The organism is Enterobacter sp. 241F3 (assembly GCF_034106785.1).
Taxonomy (GTDB): domain Bacteria; phylum Pseudomonadota; class Gammaproteobacteria; order Enterobacterales; family Enterobacteriaceae; genus Enterobacter; species Enterobacter vonholyi.
The window spans coordinates 1-18,008 of record NZ_JAWNDD010000007.1 but is presented as its reverse complement, the minus strand read 5'-3'; the positions used below and the strand labels follow the sequence as shown (position 1 = coordinate 18,008).

General features: G+C 51.3%; 29 protein-coding genes. 23 read left to right on the top strand and 6 right to left on the bottom strand.

The features are described from left to right. The first annotated feature begins 10 nt into the window (after positions 1-10). From rpsN to UR504_RS17170, 17 genes are all read left to right on the top strand, one after another. Complete coding sequence (gene rpsN, locus UR504_RS17250) at positions 11-316, top strand: 30S ribosomal protein S14 (RefSeq protein ID WP_003863291.1); 306 nt, start codon at positions 11-13, stop codon at positions 314-316. Between the two features lie 30 nt (positions 317-346). Beyond that, complete coding sequence (gene rpsH, locus UR504_RS17245; RefSeq protein ID WP_006178918.1) at positions 347-739, top strand: 30S ribosomal protein S8; 393 nt, start codon at positions 347-349, stop codon at positions 737-739. A gap of 12 nt (positions 740-751) precedes the next feature. After that, positions 752-1,285, top strand: coding sequence for a 50S ribosomal protein L6 (gene rplF, locus UR504_RS17240; protein WP_003863296.1), 534 nt, complete (start codon positions 752-754; stop codon positions 1,283-1,285). 9 nt (positions 1,286-1,294) lie between these two features. After that, positions 1,295-1,648, top strand: coding sequence for a 50S ribosomal protein L18 (rplR, locus tag UR504_RS17235; RefSeq protein ID WP_003863297.1), 354 nt, complete (start codon positions 1,295-1,297; stop codon positions 1,646-1,648). A 14-nt stretch (positions 1,649-1,662) separates the two neighbouring features. Beyond that, on the top strand, positions 1,663-2,163 hold the full coding sequence (rpsE, locus tag UR504_RS17230; protein WP_003863299.1) for a 30S ribosomal protein S5: 501 nt from the start codon (positions 1,663-1,665) through the stop codon (positions 2,161-2,163). 6 nt (positions 2,164-2,169) lie between these two features. Next, complete coding sequence (rpmD, locus tag UR504_RS17225; RefSeq protein ID WP_003863301.1) at positions 2,170-2,349, top strand: 50S ribosomal protein L30; 180 nt, start codon at positions 2,170-2,172, stop codon at positions 2,347-2,349. A gap of 3 nt (positions 2,350-2,352) precedes the next feature. Further along, positions 2,353-2,787, top strand: coding sequence for a 50S ribosomal protein L15 (gene rplO, locus UR504_RS17220; RefSeq protein WP_003863304.1), 435 nt, complete (start codon positions 2,353-2,355; stop codon positions 2,785-2,787). A 7-nt stretch (positions 2,788-2,794) separates the two neighbouring features. Next, positions 2,795-4,126 carry a preprotein translocase subunit SecY gene (gene secY, locus UR504_RS17215; protein WP_003863305.1) on the top strand — a complete coding sequence of 444 codons (1,332 nt, stop codon included), beginning with the start codon at positions 2,795-2,797 and terminating at the stop codon, positions 4,124-4,126. Positions 4,127-4,157: 31 nt separating this feature from the next. Further along, positions 4,158-4,274 (top strand): 50S ribosomal protein L36, encoded by a 117-nt coding sequence (gene rpmJ, locus UR504_RS17210; protein WP_000868187.1) that lies wholly within the window; start codon positions 4,158-4,160, stop codon positions 4,272-4,274. Between the two features lie 146 nt (positions 4,275-4,420). Continuing rightward, positions 4,421-4,777 (top strand): 30S ribosomal protein S13, encoded by a 357-nt coding sequence (gene rpsM, locus UR504_RS17205; RefSeq protein WP_003863308.1) that lies wholly within the window; start codon positions 4,421-4,423, stop codon positions 4,775-4,777. A 16-nt stretch (positions 4,778-4,793) separates the two neighbouring features. Further along, positions 4,794-5,183, top strand: coding sequence for a 30S ribosomal protein S11 (gene rpsK / locus UR504_RS17200; protein ID WP_003863312.1), 390 nt, complete (start codon positions 4,794-4,796; stop codon positions 5,181-5,183). Between the two features lie 33 nt (positions 5,184-5,216). Beyond that, positions 5,217-5,837, top strand: coding sequence for a 30S ribosomal protein S4 (rpsD, locus tag UR504_RS17195; protein ID WP_004868345.1), 621 nt, complete (start codon positions 5,217-5,219; stop codon positions 5,835-5,837). A 25-nt stretch (positions 5,838-5,862) separates the two neighbouring features. Further along, on the top strand, positions 5,863-6,852 hold the full coding sequence (locus UR504_RS17190; protein WP_002919219.1) for a DNA-directed RNA polymerase subunit alpha: 990 nt from the start codon (positions 5,863-5,865) through the stop codon (positions 6,850-6,852). A 40-nt stretch (positions 6,853-6,892) separates the two neighbouring features. Next, the gene (rplQ, locus tag UR504_RS17185; protein ID WP_001216368.1) at positions 6,893-7,276 is read left to right on the top strand and encodes a 50S ribosomal protein L17; all 384 of its coding nucleotides are present in this window, start codon (positions 6,893-6,895) and stop codon (positions 7,274-7,276) included. Positions 7,277-7,382: 106 nt separating this feature from the next. Then, a complete protein-coding gene (locus UR504_RS17180) occupies positions 7,383-7,751 on the top strand; it encodes a DUF1992 domain-containing protein (protein ID WP_302238430.1) in 369 nt (122 codons plus the stop codon). Positions 7,752-7,753: 2 nt separating this feature from the next. Beyond that, entirely contained in the window at positions 7,754-8,179 is a 426-nt protein-coding gene (gene zntR / locus UR504_RS17175) for a Zn(2+)-responsive transcriptional regulator (RefSeq protein ID WP_014833516.1), read from the top strand. A gap of 57 nt (positions 8,180-8,236) precedes the next feature. Then, entirely contained in the window at positions 8,237-8,452 is a 216-nt protein-coding gene (locus tag UR504_RS17170; protein ID WP_111966064.1) for an alternative ribosome-rescue factor A, read from the top strand. Here the strand turns inward: UR504_RS17170 and mscL are convergent, their stop codons facing one another. From mscL to def, 5 genes are all read right to left on the bottom strand, one after another. Continuing rightward, positions 8,453-8,863 carry a large-conductance mechanosensitive channel protein MscL gene (gene mscL, locus UR504_RS17165; protein WP_023309449.1) on the bottom strand — a complete coding sequence of 137 codons (411 nt, stop codon included), beginning with the start codon at positions 8,861-8,863 and terminating at the stop codon, positions 8,453-8,455. Between the two features lie 146 nt (positions 8,864-9,009). After that, positions 9,010-10,386: a Trk system potassium transporter TrkA gene (gene trkA / locus UR504_RS17160; RefSeq protein WP_008503482.1), complete on the bottom strand. Its 1,377-nt coding sequence runs from the start codon at positions 10,384-10,386 to the stop codon at positions 9,010-9,012. A 22-nt stretch (positions 10,387-10,408) separates the two neighbouring features. Beyond that, positions 10,409-11,695: a 16S rRNA (cytosine(967)-C(5))-methyltransferase RsmB gene (gene rsmB, locus UR504_RS17155; RefSeq protein WP_111966071.1), complete on the bottom strand. Its 1,287-nt coding sequence runs from the start codon at positions 11,693-11,695 to the stop codon at positions 10,409-10,411. Between the two features lie 52 nt (positions 11,696-11,747). Next, entirely contained in the window at positions 11,748-12,695 is a 948-nt protein-coding gene (fmt, locus tag UR504_RS17150; RefSeq protein ID WP_127732448.1) for a methionyl-tRNA formyltransferase, read from the bottom strand. 24 nt (positions 12,696-12,719) lie between these two features. Then, positions 12,720-13,229, bottom strand: a complete 510-nt coding sequence (gene def, locus UR504_RS17145) for a peptide deformylase (protein WP_008503479.1) — start codon at positions 13,227-13,229, stop codon at positions 12,720-12,722. A gap of 127 nt (positions 13,230-13,356) precedes the next feature. Here def and dprA point away from each other — a divergent pair, with 127 nt between their 5' ends. From dprA to UR504_RS17115, 6 genes are read left to right on the top strand one after another with little or no spacing between them, the layout of a single operon-like run. Then, on the top strand, positions 13,357-14,481 hold the full coding sequence (gene dprA / locus UR504_RS17140) for a DNA-protecting protein DprA (RefSeq protein WP_111966072.1): 1,125 nt from the start codon (positions 13,357-13,359) through the stop codon (positions 14,479-14,481). Next, on the top strand, positions 14,453-14,926 hold the full coding sequence (gene smg, locus UR504_RS17135; RefSeq protein WP_008503477.1) for a DUF494 family protein Smg: 474 nt from the start codon (positions 14,453-14,455) through the stop codon (positions 14,924-14,926). Before dprA ends, smg begins: the two co-directional genes overlap by 29 nt. Positions 14,927-14,952: 26 nt before the next feature. Beyond that, entirely contained in the window at positions 14,953-15,507 is a 555-nt protein-coding gene (locus UR504_RS17130) for a type I DNA topoisomerase (RefSeq protein WP_274241016.1), read from the top strand. Next, complete coding sequence (tsaC, locus tag UR504_RS17125; RefSeq protein WP_023309444.1) at positions 15,500-16,072, top strand: L-threonylcarbamoyladenylate synthase type 1 TsaC; 573 nt, start codon at positions 15,500-15,502, stop codon at positions 16,070-16,072. Before UR504_RS17130 ends, tsaC begins: the two co-directional genes overlap by 8 nt. A 4-nt stretch (positions 16,073-16,076) precedes the next feature. Beyond that, a complete protein-coding gene (gene aroE, locus UR504_RS17120) occupies positions 16,077-16,895 on the top strand; it encodes a shikimate dehydrogenase (protein WP_274241013.1) in 819 nt (272 codons plus the stop codon). Next, on the top strand, positions 16,892-17,140 hold the full coding sequence (locus UR504_RS17115) for a DUF1488 domain-containing protein (RefSeq protein WP_274241011.1): 249 nt from the start codon (positions 16,892-16,894) through the stop codon (positions 17,138-17,140). The genes aroE and UR504_RS17115 overlap by 4 nt, the downstream gene beginning before the upstream one ends. Here the strand turns inward: UR504_RS17115 and UR504_RS17110 are convergent. Then, on the bottom strand, positions 17,116-17,670 hold the full coding sequence (locus tag UR504_RS17110) for a gamma carbonic anhydrase family protein (RefSeq protein ID WP_302238377.1): 555 nt from the start codon (positions 17,668-17,670) through the stop codon (positions 17,116-17,118). The two genes, UR504_RS17115 and UR504_RS17110, sit on opposite strands and share 25 nt — an antisense overlap. Between the last annotated feature and the right edge of the window lie 338 nt (positions 17,671-18,008).

The window sequence follows — 18,008 nt, the reverse complement described above, 5'->3', positions numbered from 1 at the left end:
GGGTTACTGAATGGCTAAGCAATCAATGAAAGCACGCGAAGTAAAGCGCGTAGCTTTAGCTGATAAATTCTTCGCTAAACGCGCTGAACTGAAAGCGATCATTTCTGATGTGAACGCTTCCGACGAAGATCGTTGGAATGCGGTTCTCAAGCTGCAGTCTCTGCCGCGTGATTCCAGCCCGTCTCGTCAGCGTAACCGCTGTCGTCAAACAGGTCGTCCACATGGTTATGTGGGCAAGTTTGGGTTGAGCCGTATCAAACTGCGTGAAGCCGCCATGCGCGGTGAAGTGCCAGGCTTGAAAAAGGCTAGCTGGTAATTACCAATTGAATCACGGGAGTAAAGACAGATGAGCATGCAAGATCCGATCGCGGATATGCTGACCCGTATCCGTAACGGTCAGGCCGCGAACAAAGTTGCGGTCACCATGCCTTCCGCCAAGCTGAAAGTGGCAATTGCCAACGTGCTGAAGGAAGAAGGTTTTATCGAAGATTTTAAAGTTGAAGGCGACACCAAGCCGGAACTGGAACTTACTCTCAAGTATTTCCAGGGTAAAGCTGTTGTAGAAAGCATTCAGCGTGTCAGCCGCCCAGGCCTGCGCATCTATAAGAAAAAAGATGAGCTGCCAAAAGTTATGGCTGGTCTTGGTATCGCAGTTGTTTCTACCTCTAAAGGTGTTATGACTGATCGTGCAGCGCGCCAGGCTGGTCTTGGTGGCGAAATTATCTGCTACGTAGCCTAATCGGAGGAAAGAATGTCTCGTGTTGCTAAAGCACCGGTCGTTATTCCTGCCGGCGTTGATGTAAAAATCGACGGTCAGGTTATTACGATCAAAGGTAAAAACGGCGAGCTGACTCGTACCCTCAACAAAGCTGTTGAAGTTAAACATGCAGATAACGCTCTGACCTTCGGTCCACGTGATGGTTTCGTGGATGGATGGGCTCAGGCTGGTACCGCGCGTGCCCTGCTGAACTCAATGGTTGTTGGTGTTACCGAAGGCTTCACTAAAAAGCTTCAGCTGGTTGGTGTAGGTTATCGTGCAGCTATCAAAGGGAATGCAGTAGGCCTGTCTCTGGGCTTCTCACACCCTGTTGAGCATCCGCTGCCGGCCGGTATCACTGCAGAATGCCCGACTCAGACTGAAATCGTGCTGAAAGGCGCTGATAAACAGCTGATCGGTCAGGTTGCAGCAGATCTGCGCGCCTACCGTCGTCCTGAGCCTTACAAAGGCAAGGGTGTTCGTTACGCCGACGAAGTCGTGCGTACCAAAGAGGCTAAGAAGAAGTAAGGTAACACTATGGATAAGAAATCTGCTCGTATCCGTCGTGCGACCCGCGCACGCCGCAAGCTCAAAGAGCTGGGTGCAACTCGCCTGGTGGTACATCGTACCCCGCGTCATATTTACGCACAGGTAATTGCACCGAACGGTTCTGAAGTTCTGGTAGCTGCTTCTACTGTAGAAAAAGCTATCTCAGAACAATTGAAGTACACCGGTAACAAAGACGCCGCTGCAGCTGTAGGTAAAGCTGTTGCTGAACGCGCTCTGGAAAAAGGCATCAGCAATGTTTCCTTTGACCGTTCCGGGTTCCAATATCATGGTCGTGTCCAGGCACTGGCAGATGCTGCCCGTGAAGCTGGCCTTCAGTTCTAAGGTAGAGGTGTAAGATGGCTCACATCGAAAAACAGGCTGGCGAACTGCAGGAAAAGCTGATCGCGGTAAACCGCGTATCTAAAACCGTTAAAGGTGGTCGTATTTTCTCCTTCACAGCTCTGACTGTAGTAGGCGATGGTAACGGTCGCGTTGGTTTTGGTTACGGTAAAGCGCGTGAAGTTCCAGCAGCGATCCAGAAAGCGATGGAAAAAGCCCGTCGCAACATGATTAACGTCGCGCTGAACAACGGCACCCTGCAGCACCCAGTTAAAGGTGTTCACACGGGTTCTCGTGTATTCATGCAGCCAGCTTCAGAAGGTACCGGTATCATCGCCGGTGGTGCAATGCGCGCCGTTCTGGAAGTTGCTGGGGTTCATAACGTTCTGGCTAAAGCATATGGTTCCACCAACCCGATCAACGTGGTTCGTGCAACTATTGATGGCCTGGAAAATATGAATTCTCCAGAAATGGTCGCTGCCAAGCGTGGTAAATCCGTTGAAGAAATTCTGGGGTAATTGACCATGGCAAAGACTATTAAAATCACTCAAACCCGCAGTGCAATCGGTCGTCTGCCGAAACACAAGGCAACGCTGCTTGGCCTGGGTCTGCGTCGTATTGGTCATACCGTTGAGCGCGAGGATACTCCTGCTGTTCGTGGTATGGTCAACGCGGTTTACTTCATGGTTAAAGTTGAGGAGTAAGAGATGCGTTTAAATACTCTGTCTCCGGCCGAAGGCTCTAAAAAGGCGGGTAAACGCCTGGGTCGTGGTATCGGTTCTGGCCTCGGTAAAACCGGTGGTCGTGGTCACAAAGGTCAGAACTCTCGTTCTGGCGGTGGCGTACGTCGCGGTTTCGAGGGTGGCCAGATGCCACTGTACCGTCGTCTGCCGAAGTTCGGCTTCACCTCTCGCAAAGCAGCGATCACAGCGGAAATCCGTCTGTCTGACCTGGCGAAAGTTGAAGGCGGCGTTGTAGACCTGAACACGCTGAAAGCAGCAAACATTATCGGTATCCAGATCGAGTTCGCGAAAGTGATCCTGGCTGGTGAAGTTTCTACTCCGGTAACTGTTCGTGGCCTGCGTGTTACTAAAGGTGCTCGTGCTGCTATCGAAGCTGCTGGCGGTAAAATTGAGGAATAAGTAGCAGATGGCTAAGCAACCGGGATTAGATTTTCAAAGTGCCAAAGGTGGATTTGGCGAGCTGAAACGCAGACTGCTGTTTGTTATCGGCGCGCTGATTGTGTTCCGTATTGGCTCTTTTATTCCGATCCCTGGTATCGATGCCGCTGTACTTGCCAAACTGCTTGAGCAACAGCGAGGCACCATCATTGAAATGTTCAACATGTTCTCTGGTGGTGCTCTCAGCCGTGCTTCTATCTTTGCATTGGGTATTATGCCGTACATTTCGGCATCTATTATTATCCAGCTGCTGACGGTCGTTCATCCGGCCCTGGCAGAGTTGAAGAAAGAAGGGGAGTCTGGACGTCGTAAGATTAGTCAGTACACCCGTTACGGTACTCTGGTGCTGGCAATATTCCAGTCGATCGGTATTGCTACCGGTCTGCCGAATATGCCTGGTATGCAGGGCCTGGTGTTAAACCCGGGCTTTGCATTCTACTTCACCGCTGTTGTAAGTCTGGTCACAGGGACAATGTTCCTGATGTGGCTCGGCGAACAGATTACTGAGCGTGGTATCGGTAACGGTATCTCAATCATCATCTTCGCCGGTATTGTTGCGGGCCTCCCGCCAGCCATCGCCCATACTATCGAGCAAGCGCGTCAAGGCGACCTGCACTTCCTCCTGTTGCTGTTGGTTGCAGTATTAGTATTTGCAGTGACGTTCTTTGTTGTCTTCGTTGAACGTGGTCAACGCCGCATTGTGGTGAACTACGCTAAACGTCAGCAAGGTCGTCGTGTCTATGCTGCACAGAGCACACATTTACCGCTGAAAGTGAACATGGCGGGGGTTATCCCGGCTATCTTCGCTTCCAGTATTATTCTGTTCCCGGCGACCATCGCGTCATGGTTCGGGGGCGGTACTGGTTGGAACTGGCTGACAACAATTTCGCTGTATTTGCAGCCTGGGCAACCACTTTATGTGTTACTCTATGCGTCTGCGATCATCTTCTTCTGTTTCTTCTACACGGCGTTGGTCTTCAACCCGCGTGAAACAGCAGATAACCTGAAGAAGTCCGGTGCATTTGTACCAGGAATTCGTCCGGGAGAGCAAACGGCGAAGTATATCGATAAAGTAATGACCCGCCTGACTTTGGTTGGTGCGCTCTATATTACTTTTATCTGCCTGATCCCGGAGTTCATGCGTGATGCAATGAAAGTACCGTTCTACTTCGGTGGGACCTCACTGCTTATCGTTGTTGTCGTGATTATGGACTTTATGGCTCAAGTGCAAACTCTGATGATGTCCAGTCAGTATGAGTCTGCATTGAAGAAGGCGAACCTGAAAGGCTACGGCCGCTAATTGGTCGCCTGAGAAGTTACGGAGAGTAAAAATGAAAGTTCGTGCTTCCGTCAAGAAATTATGCCGTAACTGCAAAATCGTTAAGCGTGATGGTGTCATCCGTGTGATTTGCAGTGCCGAGCCGAAGCATAAACAGCGCCAAGGCTGATTATTTCGCATATTTTTCTTGCAAAGTTGGGTTGAGCTGGCTAGATTAGCCAGCCAATCTTTTGTATGTCTGTACGTTTCCATTTGAGTATCCTGAAAACGGGCTTTTCAGCATGGTGCGTACATATTAAATAGTAGGAGTGCATAGTGGCCCGTATAGCAGGCATTAACATTCCTGATCAGAAACATGCTGTGATCGCATTAACTTCGATCTACGGCGTCGGCAAGACCCGTTCTAAAGCCATTCTGGCTGCAGCGGGTATCGCTGAAGATGTTAAGATCAGTGAGCTGTCTGAAGAACAAATCGACACGCTGCGTGACGAAGTTGCCAAATTTGTCGTTGAAGGTGATCTGCGCCGTGAAATCAGCATGAGCATCAAGCGCCTGATGGATCTTGGTTGCTATCGCGGTTTGCGTCATCGTCGTGGTCTGCCAGTGCGCGGTCAGCGTACTAAGACCAACGCACGTACCCGTAAGGGTCCGCGCAAACCGATCAAGAAATAATCGGGGTGATTGAATAATGGCAAAGGCACCAGTTCGTGCACGTAAACGTGTAAGAAAACAAGTCTCTGACGGCGTGGCTCATATCCATGCTTCTTTCAACAACACCATCGTTACTATTACTGATCGTCAGGGTAACGCATTGGGTTGGGCAACAGCCGGTGGTTCCGGTTTCCGTGGTTCTCGCAAATCCACTCCGTTCGCAGCTCAGGTTGCAGCAGAGCGTTGCGCTGAAGCCGTAAAAGAATACGGCATCAAGAATCTGGAAGTTATGGTTAAAGGTCCGGGTCCGGGTCGTGAATCTACTGTTCGCGCTCTGAACGCCGCTGGTTTCCGCATCACGAATATTACTGATGTGACTCCGATCCCTCATAACGGTTGTCGTCCGCCGAAAAAACGTCGCGTATAACGCTCCGTTTTTTAGGTTAGTTGGAGATAGAAAATGGCAAGATATTTGGGTCCTAAGCTCAAGCTGAGCCGTCGTGAGGGCACCGACTTATTCCTTAAGTCTGGCGTTCGCGCGATCGATACCAAGTGTAAAATTGAACAAGCTCCTGGCCAGCACGGTGCGCGTAAACCGCGTCTGTCTGACTATGGTGTGCAGTTGCGTGAAAAGCAAAAAGTTCGCCGTATGTACGGTGTGCTGGAGCGTCAGTTCCGTAACTACTATAAAGAAGCAGCACGTCTGAAAGGCAACACAGGTGAAAACCTGTTGGCTCTGCTGGAAGGTCGTCTGGACAACGTTGTATACCGTATGGGCTTCGGCGCTACTCGTGCTGAATCACGTCAGCTGGTTAGCCACAAAGCAATCATGGTAAACGGTCGTGTTGTTAACATCGCTTCTTATCAGGTTAAAGCGAATGACGTTGTTAGCATTCGTGAGAAAGCGAAAAAGCAATCTCGCGTGAAGGCCGCTCTGGAGCTGGCTGAGCAGCGTGAAAAGCCAACCTGGCTGGAAGTTGATGCTGGCAAGATGGAAGGTACGTTCAAGCGTCAGCCAGAACGTTCTGATCTGTCTGCGGACATTAACGAACACCTGATCGTCGAGCTTTACTCCAAGTAAAGCTTAGTACCAAAGAGAGGACACAATGCAGGGTTCTGTGACAGAGTTTCTAAAACCGCGCCTGGTAGATATCGAGCAAGTGAGTTCGACGCACGCCAAGGTGACCCTTGAGCCTTTAGAGCGTGGCTTTGGCCATACTCTGGGTAACGCACTGCGCCGTATTCTGCTCTCATCGATGCCGGGTTGCGCGGTGACCGAGGTTGAGATTGATGGTGTACTTCATGAGTACAGCACCAAAGAAGGCGTTCAGGAAGATATCCTTGAAATCCTGCTCAACCTGAAAGGGCTGGCGGTGAGAGTTCAGGGTAAAGATGAAGTTATTCTTACTCTGAATAAATCTGGCATTGGCCCTGTGACTGCAGCCGACATCACCCACGACGGTGATGTTGAAATCGTCAAGCCGCAGCACGTGATCTGCCACCTGACCGATGAGAACGCAGCGATTAGCATGCGTATCAAAGTTCAGCGCGGTCGTGGTTATGTGCCGGCTTCTGCCCGAATTCATTCGGAAGAAGATGAGCGCCCAATCGGCCGTCTGCTGGTCGACGCATGCTACAGCCCTGTAGAGCGTATTGCCTACAATGTTGAAGCAGCGCGTGTAGAACAGCGTACCGACCTGGACAAGCTGGTCATCGAAATGGAAACCAACGGCACAATCGATCCTGAAGAGGCGATTCGTCGTGCGGCAACCATCCTGGCAGAACAACTGGAAGCTTTCGTTGACTTACGTGATGTACGTCAGCCGGAAGTGAAAGAAGAGAAACCAGAATTCGATCCGATCCTGCTGCGCCCTGTTGACGATCTCGAGTTGACTGTCCGCTCTGCTAACTGCCTCAAGGCAGAAGCTATCCACTATATCGGTGATCTGGTACAGCGTACCGAGGTTGAGTTGCTGAAAACGCCGAACCTGGGTAAAAAATCTCTTACTGAGATTAAAGACGTGCTGGCTTCTCGTGGTCTGTCTCTGGGCATGCGCCTGGAAAACTGGCCACCGGCAAGCATTGCTGACGAGTAACCGGATCACAGGTTAAGGTTTTACTGAGAAGGATAAGGTCATGCGCCATCGTAAGAGTGGTCGTCAACTGAACCGCAACAGCAGCCATCGCCAGGCTATGTTCCGCAACATGGCAGGTTCACTGGTTCGTCATGAGATCATCAAGACGACCCTGCCTAAAGCGAAAGAGCTGCGTCGCGTAGTTGAGCCGCTGATTACTCTTGCCAAGACTGACAGCGTTGCTAATCGTCGTCTGGCATTCGCCCGTACTCGTGATAACGAGATCGTGGCAAAACTGTTTAACGAACTGGGCCCGCGTTTCGCGAGCCGTGCCGGTGGTTACACTCGCATTCTGAAGTGTGGTTTCCGTGCAGGCGACAACGCGCCGATGGCTTACATCGAGCTGGTTGATCGTTCAGAGAAAGCAGAAGCTGCTGCAGAGTAATCTGCAGTAACGTAAAAAAACCCGCTCCGGCGGGTTTTTTTATATCCGTGATATCCCCACTTCTCTACAATGTCTGTATCAATTCTGTTCATCCTTGGAGCTGGTAATGTGGTTGCTCGACCAGTGGGCAGAACGCCATATTCGTGATGCCCAAAAAAAAGGCGAATTCGACGATCTTCCAGGAAGCGGCGAACCTCTTGTGCTTGAAGACGATTCCCACATCTCGCCTGAATTACGGGCTGGATACCGTTTACTGAAAAATGCAGGCTGTCTCCCTCCGGAGCTTGAACAGCGCAGAGAGGCTGTTGAACTGGCCGATCTGCTTAAAGGCCTCCGTCAGGACGATCCGCGACATTCTGAACTTAGCCGTCGTCTCACCCTGCTTGAACTCAAGCTTCGCCAGGCAGGAATGAACACTGACTTTCTGCACGGTGAATACGGTGTAAAATTGATGCAGAAATTAAATGAGGAGTAGCTATGTACCGTATCGGTGAACTTGCGAAGCTCGCTAACGTCACGCCGGATACCATTCGATATTACGAAAAGCAGCAGATGATCGATCATGAGGTTCGTACTGAAGGTGGCTTTCGACTTTATACCGATAACGATCTGCAGCGCCTGCGGTTTATTCGTTATGCGCGCCAGCTCGGTTTCACATTAGACTCGATCCGCGAACTTTTATCGATCCGCATCGATCCGGCACATCACACCTGCCAGGAGTCTAAAAGCATTGTGCAGGCTCGTCTGGATGAAGTGGAAGCACGCATTCAGGAGCTGCAAACCATGCAGCGCTCTCTGCAAAGGCTGAATGATGCCTGCTGCGGTACGGCCCACAGCAGTATTTATTGTTCCATTCTGGAAGCTCTTGAACAGGGAGCGAGTGGAGAAACGCAGGGCTGTTGATTTTTAGTTCATCCGGGTCTAGACTCCCGTCGTCATAAACCATGCTCAGGAGAATTTATGAGCCGCTATCAGCACACGAAAGGTCAGATCAAAGACAATGCCATTGAGGCACTACTTCACGACCCGCTATTCAGACAGCGCGTTGAGAAGAATAAAAAAGGGAAAGGAAGTTATCTGCGTAAAGACAAGCATGAAAAACGGGGTAACTGGGAGGCCAGTGGCAAGCAAGCGAATCGCTTATTTACCACTGGCCTTCCTGCTTTAAGCTTTTGATTAAACGCGGTTGTTCTGCTCTTTTAACAGATCGCGGATCTCACTCAGCAGCACTTCTTCTTTCGTTGGTGCAGGTGCTGCAGCTGGCTCTTCTTTCTTACGATTGAGCCTGTTGATCAGCTTGATAGCCATAAAAATGGCAAACGCGACAATCACAAAATCAAATACGTTCTGAATGAATACGCCGTAGTGCATCACGACCGCCGGCACATCACCCTGTGCTTCACGCAGCGTGAAAGCGAACTGTTTGAAATCTATGCCCCCGATTAACAACCCTAAAGGTGGCATGATAATGTCGGCCACTAATGATGAAACAATCTTGCCGAATGCCGCACCAATAATGACACCCACAGCTAAATCCACCACGTTCCCGCGCATCGCAAATTCGCGAAATTCTTTAATAAAACTCATTGTTCTCTCCTTGTGCCAGCTGACGAGTTTAAGTTTAACAAATGATTAGCCAATTGCCATTCGGGATAATTAAACATTATGAAAAATAAAAGGCACAGAAATGAAAAGGATAAAGTAAGGGTGCTTTTTCTGGAGCACCCAATTCTTTAAAGGAAGAATGGACTTGGCTGGAATAAACGTTCGACGTCAGTAATAAACTTTTTATCGGTAAGGAACATAATAACGTGATCGCCTTGCTCAATTCGTAAATTATCATTGGCAATCATGACATCATTTCCGCGCACAACGGCGCCGATGATCGTGCCTGGTGGAAGCTTAATTTCATCGATTGACCGACCCACTACGCGTGACGTGGTTTCATCTCCGTGAGCAACAGCTTCAATGGCTTCCGCCACGCCACGGCGGAGCGATGACACACCGACAATATCCGCTTTACGAACATGGCTCAGAAGCGCTGAAATTGTTGCCTGCTGAGGCGAAATGGCAATATCAATAACGCTGCCCTGAACCAGATCGACATACGCCTTGCGCTGGATAAGCACCATGACTTTTTTTGCCCCCATGCGCTTCGCGAGCATGGCGGACATTATATTTGCCTCGTCATCGTTGGTGACGGCAATAAAGAGATCGACTTGATCAATATGCTCTTCAGCCAGTAGCTCCTGATCGGACGCGTCACCATAAAATACGATCGTATTTTGAAGTTTTTCCGCCAGTTCAGCAGCACGCTGTTGATCGCGCTCGATCAACTTCACGCTGTAATCTTTTTCTAACCGATGTGCCAGACCTGCACCGATATTGCCGCCGCCGACCAGCATAATGCGTTTATAGGGTTTTTCGAGACGCTGTAGTTCACTCATCACCGCACGAATATGCTGTGAGGCCGCAATAAAGAAGACCTCATCACCGGCTTCGACAATCGTGGAGCCCTGCGGGCGAATGGGTCTGTCGTGACGGAAAATGGCTGCGACGCGCGTATCGATATGCGGCATGTGCTCGCGCATGGTGGAAAGCGCATTGCCAATCAATGGTCCGCCGTAATAGGCCTTAACCACTGCCAGACTCACTTTGCCCTCGGCAAAGTTTACCACCTGCAGGGCACCCGGATATTCGATCAGGCGGTAGATATTGTCGATAACCAGCTGTTCTGGCGCGATAAGGTGGTCGATGGGGACCGCTTCGGAATTAAACAGTTTTTCAGCATCGCGGACATAGTCCGGAGAGCGAATACGCGCAATTCGGTTTGGTGTGTTGAAAAGCGAGTAGGCCACCTGACAGGCAACCATATTGGTTTCGTCAGAACTGGTTACCGCAACCAGCATGTCGGCATCGTCGGCGCCTGCCTCACGAAGAACACGTGGGTGCGAACCATGACCCTGCACCACGCGCAGGTCAAATTTGTCCTGTAAAACACGCAGGCGATCGCCGTTGGTATCAACTATGGTGATGTCGTTGTTTTCCCCAACCAGGTTTTCCGCCAGCGTTCCGCCAACCTGTCCTGCGCCCAGAATGATAATCTTCATATCTCGTGACCTGTTCTCAACATCACTCTTTGATTAGCTTAGCGTAAAAGAAGCCATCACCCTCTTCTGCACCCGGCAGATTCTGCTGACCCGGGCATTCAGGCGTTCCCGTATCGCGCAGCGCTGCATCCGGGGTACGTTTAAGGAAGGCCGCGATTTGCTGACTGTTTTCTTCCGGCAGCACTGAGCAGGTCGCATAGACCAGCGTGCCGCCGGGTTTAAGATGTGGCCAGATGGCGTCGAGAATGTCGGATTGCAGTTGGGCAAGCTCGTTAATATCACGATCGCGACGCAGCCACTTGATATCAGGATGACGACGAATCACGCCGGTGGCAGAGCAGGGGGCATCCAGCAAAATGCGATCGAATTGTGTTTCGCCACACCATTCTGCTGGTTTGCGTCCATCGCCTTGCTTAACCTGTGCCTTCATGCCCAGGCGCTTGAGGTTGTCGTAGACGCGTGAAAGACGCTGCTCATCAACGTCCACTGCCATCACGCTGGCCTGCGGAGCCACTTCAAGAATATGCGTCGTTTTGCCCCCTGGTGCGGCGCAGAGATCGAGGATCTGCTCACCGTTTTGGGGTTCAAGCCAGGTCATGCAACCCTGAGCCGAGGCATCCTGTACCGTTACCCAACCGTCTTCAAAGCCGGGCAATGCATGTACCGGTGCAGGCGATGCTAAGCGCACGGCATCAGGGTATGCGTCATGGGTGAAGCCGCTCATTCCAGCTTCTTCAAGTAATGCCAGCCATGCGTCACGGGTGTGGTGATTACGATTCACGCGTAACCACATTGGTGGACGCTGGTTGTTAGCATCGGCAATGTCCTGCCATTGCTGCGGATAAGCTTTTTTCAGGCGCTTCAACAGCCAGTCCGGATGCAGGAAGCGCGCTTCGCTTTGGGCAAATTCAGCCAGAAGCTCTTCCTGCTGTCTCTGGAACTGACGCAGTACGCCGTTGATCAGCCCTTTCAACTGAGGACGTTTAATCGCAACGGCACCTTCCACCGTCTCTGCCAGCGCGGCATGGGGTGGGATGCGGGTATGAAGAAGCTGATAAAAACCCACCATAATCAAATAGTGTACGGTGCGCTGTTTGCCTGTCATTGGGCGTGACATCAGCTTATTAATCAACCACTCAAGTTGAGAAAGCGTGCGCAGGACGCCAAAGCAGAGCTCCTGAAGCAGGGCTTTATCCTTATCAGAGACTTTTTGCTGCAGGGGAGGCAGGACATTGCTCAATGACTGGCCCTGCTCAATAACCTGCTCGACGGCCTGAGCCGCCATACTGCGTAGATTTTGTTTTTTCATAACCGTAAAAATAAAAATGCCCGGAAACACCGGGCCTTAAGAATAAATTTGCTCAGGCAAGACGGTTGCCCGGGATAAACCATTCGCGACGGGAATTTAACAGATCCTGAGCGCTCATGGCTTTCTTACCGGCCGGTTGGAGCGATTCAAGATTCAATATCCCTTGCCCAGTCGCCACCTGGATGCCGTTCTTGTTGGCGTCAACAATCGTACCGGGTTCAGCCGTAGTAGTACCGCTAATGACGGAGGCTTTCCACACTTTCACCGGCTGCTCATCAATCTCCATCCAGCTCATCGGCCATGGATTGAAAGCGCGAATGCAGCGTTCAAGCTGAGCGGCCGACAGGGACCAGTCGATCCGCGCTTCTTCTTTGCTCAGCTTTTCGGCATAAGTCACCAGCGCGTCATCCTGAACTTCCGGTTTCGACGTATTGTCAGCAAGCTGCTGGAGCGTCTCGATAAGCCCTTGTGGACCGAGGTCTGCCAGTTTGTCATACAGCGTGGCGCTGGTATCGTCTGACGTAATGGGGCAGGCCAGTTTATACAGCATATCGCCGGTGTCTAAACCTACGTCCATCTTCATAATGGTAACGCCCGTTTCGGCATCACCTGCCCACAGCGAGCGCTGAATAGGTGCAGCACCACGCCAGCGCGGGAGCAAAGACCCATGCACGTTGATGCAACCCAGGCGAGGCATATCGAGCACAGCTTTTGGCAGGATTAAACCGTAAGCCACCACCACCATTACGTCGGCTTTCAGGTCAGCGACCAGCTGCTGATTTTCCTGTGGGCGTAACGATGCGGGCTGGAAAACGGGTAGCCCATGCTCTTCTGCCAGCACTTTTACCGGGCTGGGCATCATTTTTTTGCCGCGACCAGCAGGACGGTCCGGCTGGGTAAAGACGCCAACAACCTTGTGACCGGAAGATAACAGCGCGTCAAGATGACGCGCTGCAAAATCAGGGGTTCCCGCGAAGATAATTCGTAGTGTTTTAGACACGATGATCCTTGTATCCGGGGGGCGTTATGCGCGAGAACGCAAACGATCCAGTTTTTCTACTTTCTGACGAATACGCTGCTGTTTCAGCGGTGAGAGGTAATCGATAAACAGTTTACCGACAAGGTGATCCATCTCATGCTGAATACAAATCGCCAGCAGGTCATCTGCTTCCAGTTCGAACGGATTACCGTCACGATCCAGGGCGCGAATTTTCACCTTTTCAGCTCGCGGCACTAACGCACGCTGTTCAGGAATAGACAGACAGCCTTCCTCAATACCGGTTTCGCCACTCTTTTCGAGCAGTTCAGGGTTGATCAGCACCAGGCGGCCATCGCGATTTTCAGAAACATCAATCACGATAATACGCTTATGAATGTCCACCTGTGTCGCCGCCAGGCCAATGCCTTCTTCGGCGTACATGGTATCGAACATATCATCAACGATACGCTGGATTTCTGCATTCACTTCTTTGACCGGTTCAGCGACGATGCGAAGGCGCTCGTCCGGAATATGTAACACTTGCAAAACTGCCATAAATTTCCAGAGTCGTGTTCAGGAGTTGATAAGAATACTACCTCTATTCTAGACAAATCCCCCATCGATTGACAGCATCAGTGACCAATCGCAATGATTGCGGAGGCCGCTTATGGCAGGGGAAAGGATGACGTTGACCGAGATATGGCTACGGCTAATACACACAGGGTCTCTGTGTGGTGATGTAATGCTGGAAGCGGCTGCACGACTGCAGAAGCAGGAAGGCATCGACACGCTTGTCTTAAGAAATGCTGGACTGACAGCAAAGCAGGCTGAACGGTTCTTTGCGTTCAATGAGAGTGAGCTGGAACGTAGCCTGCTATGGCTTGAGCAGCCGGGGCATCATTTATTAACGGCCAACCATCCCCTTTATCCCCCTTTGCTTCGCACGATCCCTGATTATCCCGGTGCATTATTCATAAAAGGTAACCCAGAGACGCTTAATACCGTTCAGCTGGCGGTGGTAGGCAGTCGTGCGCCGTCATGGTACGGCGAGCGATGGGGGAAAATCCTGTGCGAACAGCTTACACAAAGTGGTTTCACGATTACCAGCGGGCTGGCCTGCGGTATTGACGGCGTTGCCCACAGCGCGGCACTGTCAGCTAAAGGACAAAGTGTCGCGGTCCTGGGGAACGGTCTTTTTAGCATTTATCCACGCCGACATCAGGCATTGGCGATGCGGCTTATTGAATCTGACGGCGCGATAGTCTCTGAGTTTCCGCTTTCCGCGCAGCCCAGGCCGGCAAACTTTCCGCGTCGTAATCGAATTATCAGCGGGCTTAGCAAAGGCGTGCTGGTAGTTGAAGCTGCGCGGCGAAGCGGTTCGCTGGTCACGGCACGATGCGCGCTCGAACAGGGGAGAGAGGTCTTTGCCTTGCCCGGCCCGATAGGTAACCCCGGATGCGAGGGGCCCCACTGGCTGATTAAACAAGGGGCCACACCGGTAACGGAAGTAGGGGATATTCTTGAAAATTTGCAATATGGGCTGCAATGGCTGCAGGAAGATCCCGAAAAGCGACAATATTCATCAGATCAGGGAAAGGTGGCATTGCCATTTCCCAAGCTCCTGGCTAACGTAGGAGATGAGGTAACACCTGTTGACGTTGTCGCTGAACGTGCCGGCCAACCTGTGCCAGTAACGGTAGCACAGCTACTCGAACTGGAGTTAGCAGGGTGGATCGCAGCTGTACCCGGCGGCTATGTCCGATTGAGGAGGGCATGCCATGTTCGACGTACTGATGTATTTGTTTGAGACTTACATCCATAACGAAGCAGAAATGCGAGTGGATCAGGACAAATTGACACAGGATCTTACCGATGCGGGGTTTGAGCGGGAAGACATCTATAATGCGTTGATGTGGTTGGAAAAACTGGCTGATTATCAGGAAGGCCTGGCCGAACCGATGCAGCTTGCTTCGGATCCATTGTCAGTACGCATTTATACCGCAGAAGAGTGTGAAAGGCTGGACGCCAGCTGCCGGGGATTCATCTTATTCCTTGAGCAGATTCAGGTGCTGAACCTCGAAACGAGAGAAATGGTGATAGAGCGCGTCATGGCGCTGGATACAGCAGAATTCGAACTGGAAGATCTCAAATGGGTGATCCTGATGGTTCTGTTTAATATTCCGGGCTGTGAAAATGCCTATCAGCAAATGGAAGAATTACTCTTTGAAGTGAATGAAGGTATGCTGCACTAATTCAATGTGCAGCACCAAGAGTTGTTATGGCCAAATCAGCACTATTCACGGTGCATAAAAACGAGCCCTGCCCGCAGTGCGGGGCTGAACTTGTTATTCGGTCCGGGAAACACGGCCCGTTTCTCGGTTGTTCACACTATCCGGAATGTGATTATGTTCGTCCTCTGAAAAGCCAGGCGGATGGACATATCGTTAAAATTCTGGAGGGTCAGTATTGTCCCGTGTGCGGTGGTGAATTAGCCCTGCGGCAGGGGCGTTTCGGCATGTTTATTGGATGTAGCCGCTATCCAGAATGTGAGCATACGGAACAAATTGATAAACCTGATGAAACGGCAATTGCGTGCCCTCAGTGTCAGCGCGGTCAGCTGGTACAGCGCCGTTCCCGTTATGGTAAGACCTTCCATTCGTGCGATCGCTACCCTGAATGCCAGTTCGTCATCAATTTTAAACCGGTAGCGGGAATCTGCCCTCATTGCAATTATCCGCTACTGATAGAGAAGAAAACCGCGCAAGGCATGAAACGCTTCTGCGCCAGTAAACAATGTGGAAAGCCGGTTACGGCGGATCAAAATAGTGAATAATAACCTGCCATCAGGCTCCATTGCGCATGCAGTGGACGTACTGAAAAATGAAGAAGTCATCGCCTATCCAACTGAAGCTGTTTTTGGGGTCGGTTGCGATCCTGACAGCGAGACGGCTGTGAGCCGTCTGCTTGCCCTGAAACAAAGACCCGTCGAGAAAGGACTGATTTTGATCGCTGCGAATTACGAGCAGCTTAAACCTTATATCGATGACTCTATGCTGACGCCGGCGCAGCGCGAGACTATCTTCTCCGCGTGGCCGGGACCAGTGACCTTCGTCTTCCCGGCGCAGCCGACAACCCCGCGTTGGTTAACCGGACGCTTTGATTCCCTCGCCGTTCGCGTAACTGACCATCCGCTGGTGGTTGAGCTTTGTCTGGCATTTGGTAAACCGCTAGTCTCAACAAGTGCTAACCTGACCGGATTGCCGCCTTGTCGGACAACCGAAGAAGTGCTGGCGCAGTTCGGGAATGACTTCCCTGTTGCTGTCGGTGAAACGGGAGGGCGCCTGAATCCGTCTGAAATTCGCGACGCTTTGACCGGCGAACGTTTTCGCCAGGGGTAATCTCATGGAAACCTATGCTGTTTTTGGCAATCCCATTGCACACAGCAAGTCACCGTTGATCCATCAGCAATTCGCGGAGCAGCTGGAGATTGATCATCCCTATGGTCGCATACTGGCGCCAGTGGATGCTTTTATCCCAACGCTGGAGGCCTTTTTCACCGCGGGGGGCAAAGGCGCGAATGTGACGGTGCCTTTTAAAGAGGAAGCCTTCGAACGTGCGGATGAGCTAACCGAGCGCGCTTCACTGGCTGGTGCAGTCAATACTCTAAAACGGCTTGAGGATGGACGCCTTTTGGGTGACAACACCGACGGGATTGGTTTACTCAGCGATCTGGAAAGACTCTCCTTTATCAAGCCTGGATTCCGGATCCTGCTGATTGGCGCGGGTGGCGCATCGCGGGGCGTTCTGTTGCCTCTGCTTTCACTGGACTGTTCGGTGACCATTACTAACAGAACCTTTTCCCGGGCAGAAGCACTGGCGGCGTTGTTTGCGCATACCGGCAGCGTGAGCGCGGTAGCTCTTGACGATCTTGCCGATCGTGAGTTCGATCTTGTCATTAATGCCACATCCAGTGGCATTAGTGGTGAGATCCCGGCGATCCCCGCTTCGCTGGTCAGTGCGCATATGTATTTCTATGACATGTTTTATCAGAAAGGAAAGACGCCTTTCCTTAACTGGTGTGAACAACACGGTGCGAAACAGTTAGCCGATGGACTCGGCATGCTGGTGGGGCAGGCTGCGCATGCGGTGCTGCTCTGGCACGGGGTGTTGCCTGCAGTCGAGCCGGTCATTGAAAAGTTAAAGCAGGAGCTTTCGGCGTGAATCAGGCTATTCATTTTCCGGACAGAGAGAGCTGGGATGAAAGTAAGCAAGCGGTCTGTTTCCCGGTTCTGGTACACGGCATGCAACTGACCTGTGCCATTCATGGGGAAACGCTGTTGCGTCGTTTTGGCGGTTCAGATCCGATAGCGGTATTTTGCGAAAATCGCTGGGAGCTGGAAGAGGAAGCCAGCGATTTAATCCGCGAAGAGCAGGAAGACGATCAGGGTTGGGTTTGGCTATCCTGATCCAAATAATCATTTTTCCATTTTACGTAGTTGTTCGCCGAGTATTTTAATCCTTCGATCTCTGCCTCCTTAAGGGGGCGGATCTGTTTTACCGGACTTCCCAGATAGAGATAGCCGCTCTCCAGCCGTTTGTTCTGCGGGACCAGGCTACCGGCTCCAATCATCACGTCATCTTCTACTATGACGCCATCCAGCAAAATCGACCCCATGCCAACAAGTACGCGATTTCCGATAGTGCAGCCGTGAAGCATCACTTTATGGCCGACGGTAACCTCTTCTCCAATGATGAGGGGATTGCCTTCCGGGTTATAGGAGGATTTGTGCGTGACGTGCAGGACGCTACCGTCCTGAATATTGGTACGTGCACCAATCGACACATAGTTAACATCACCCCTGATGGCGACGAGTGGCCAGATACTGACATCATCGGCCATTCGGACATCACCAATCACCACGCTACTGGCATCGATCATCACGCGATCGCCTTTTTGGGGGAACAGATCTTTATAAGGACGTAATACTCCGGGCATATCTACCTCTAACAATGAGCGCTATACAGAAGACTTTGATCGTACTAATGGATCGAGGCAAGGCAAAATACGTCAATATTTAAGCAGATCGGGCGGGATTTCAGCGAAAAGCGCGGAAAATCAGCAGTCGGAAAAAAAGATCTAAAAAATACTTGTGCTAAAAAATGGGATCCCTATAATGCGCCTCCATCGACACGGCGGATGTGAATCACTTCACAAACAGCCGGTCGGTTGAAGAGAAAAAATCCTGAAATAACGGGTTGACTCTGAAAGAGGAAAGCGTAATATACGCCACCTCGCAACGGTGAGCGAAAGCCGCGTTGCACTGCTCTTTAACA

Excerpts from the sequence above, each read along its gene's own strand:
- rpsN (WP_003863291.1), top strand. The coding sequence starts at position 11 with ATGGCTAAGCAATCAATGAAAGCACGCGAAGTAAAGCGCGTAGCTTTA.
- rpmJ (WP_000868187.1), top strand. The coding sequence starts at position 4,158 with ATGAAAGTTCGTGCTTCCGTCAAGAAATTATGCCGTAACTGCAAAATC.
- rplO (WP_003863304.1), top strand. The coding sequence starts at position 2,353 with ATGCGTTTAAATACTCTGTCTCCGGCCGAAGGCTCTAAAAAGGCGGGT.
- rpsE (WP_003863299.1), top strand. The coding sequence starts at position 1,663 with ATGGCTCACATCGAAAAACAGGCTGGCGAACTGCAGGAAAAGCTGATC.
- rplQ (WP_001216368.1), top strand. The coding sequence starts at position 6,893 with ATGCGCCATCGTAAGAGTGGTCGTCAACTGAACCGCAACAGCAGCCAT.
- UR504_RS17190 (WP_002919219.1), top strand. The coding sequence starts at position 5,863 with ATGCAGGGTTCTGTGACAGAGTTTCTAAAACCGCGCCTGGTAGATATC.
- UR504_RS17180 (WP_302238430.1), top strand. The coding sequence starts at position 7,383 with ATGTGGTTGCTCGACCAGTGGGCAGAACGCCATATTCGTGATGCCCAA.
- rpmD (WP_003863301.1), top strand. The coding sequence starts at position 2,170 with ATGGCAAAGACTATTAAAATCACTCAAACCCGCAGTGCAATCGGTCGT.
- rplF (WP_003863296.1), top strand. The coding sequence starts at position 752 with ATGTCTCGTGTTGCTAAAGCACCGGTCGTTATTCCTGCCGGCGTTGAT.
- smg (WP_008503477.1), top strand. The coding sequence starts at position 14,453 with ATGTTCGACGTACTGATGTATTTGTTTGAGACTTACATCCATAACGAA.
- rpsH (WP_006178918.1), top strand. The coding sequence starts at position 347 with ATGAGCATGCAAGATCCGATCGCGGATATGCTGACCCGTATCCGTAAC.
- dprA (WP_111966072.1), top strand. The coding sequence starts at position 13,357 with ATGACGTTGACCGAGATATGGCTACGGCTAATACACACAGGGTCTCTG.
- UR504_RS17170 (WP_111966064.1), top strand. The coding sequence starts at position 8,237 with ATGAGCCGCTATCAGCACACGAAAGGTCAGATCAAAGACAATGCCATT.
- rsmB (WP_111966071.1), bottom strand. The coding sequence starts at position 11,695 with ATGAAAAAACAAAATCTACGCAGTATGGCGGCTCAGGCCGTCGAGCAG.
- def (WP_008503479.1), bottom strand. The coding sequence starts at position 13,229 with ATGGCAGTTTTGCAAGTGTTACATATTCCGGACGAGCGCCTTCGCATC.
- rplR (WP_003863297.1), top strand. The coding sequence starts at position 1,295 with ATGGATAAGAAATCTGCTCGTATCCGTCGTGCGACCCGCGCACGCCGC.
- zntR (WP_014833516.1), top strand. The coding sequence starts at position 7,754 with ATGTACCGTATCGGTGAACTTGCGAAGCTCGCTAACGTCACGCCGGAT.
- trkA (WP_008503482.1), bottom strand. The coding sequence starts at position 10,386 with ATGAAGATTATCATTCTGGGCGCAGGACAGGTTGGCGGAACGCTGGCG.
- UR504_RS17110 (WP_302238377.1), bottom strand. The coding sequence starts at position 17,670 with ATGCCCGGAGTATTACGTCCTTATAAAGATCTGTTCCCCCAAAAAGGC.
- rpsK (WP_003863312.1), top strand. The coding sequence starts at position 4,794 with ATGGCAAAGGCACCAGTTCGTGCACGTAAACGTGTAAGAAAACAAGTC.
- secY (WP_003863305.1), top strand. The coding sequence starts at position 2,795 with ATGGCTAAGCAACCGGGATTAGATTTTCAAAGTGCCAAAGGTGGATTT.
- UR504_RS17130 (WP_274241016.1), top strand. The coding sequence starts at position 14,953 with ATGGCCAAATCAGCACTATTCACGGTGCATAAAAACGAGCCCTGCCCG.
- rpsD (WP_004868345.1), top strand. The coding sequence starts at position 5,217 with ATGGCAAGATATTTGGGTCCTAAGCTCAAGCTGAGCCGTCGTGAGGGC.
- aroE (WP_274241013.1), top strand. The coding sequence starts at position 16,077 with ATGGAAACCTATGCTGTTTTTGGCAATCCCATTGCACACAGCAAGTCA.
- mscL (WP_023309449.1), bottom strand. The coding sequence starts at position 8,863 with ATGAGTTTTATTAAAGAATTTCGCGAATTTGCGATGCGCGGGAACGTG.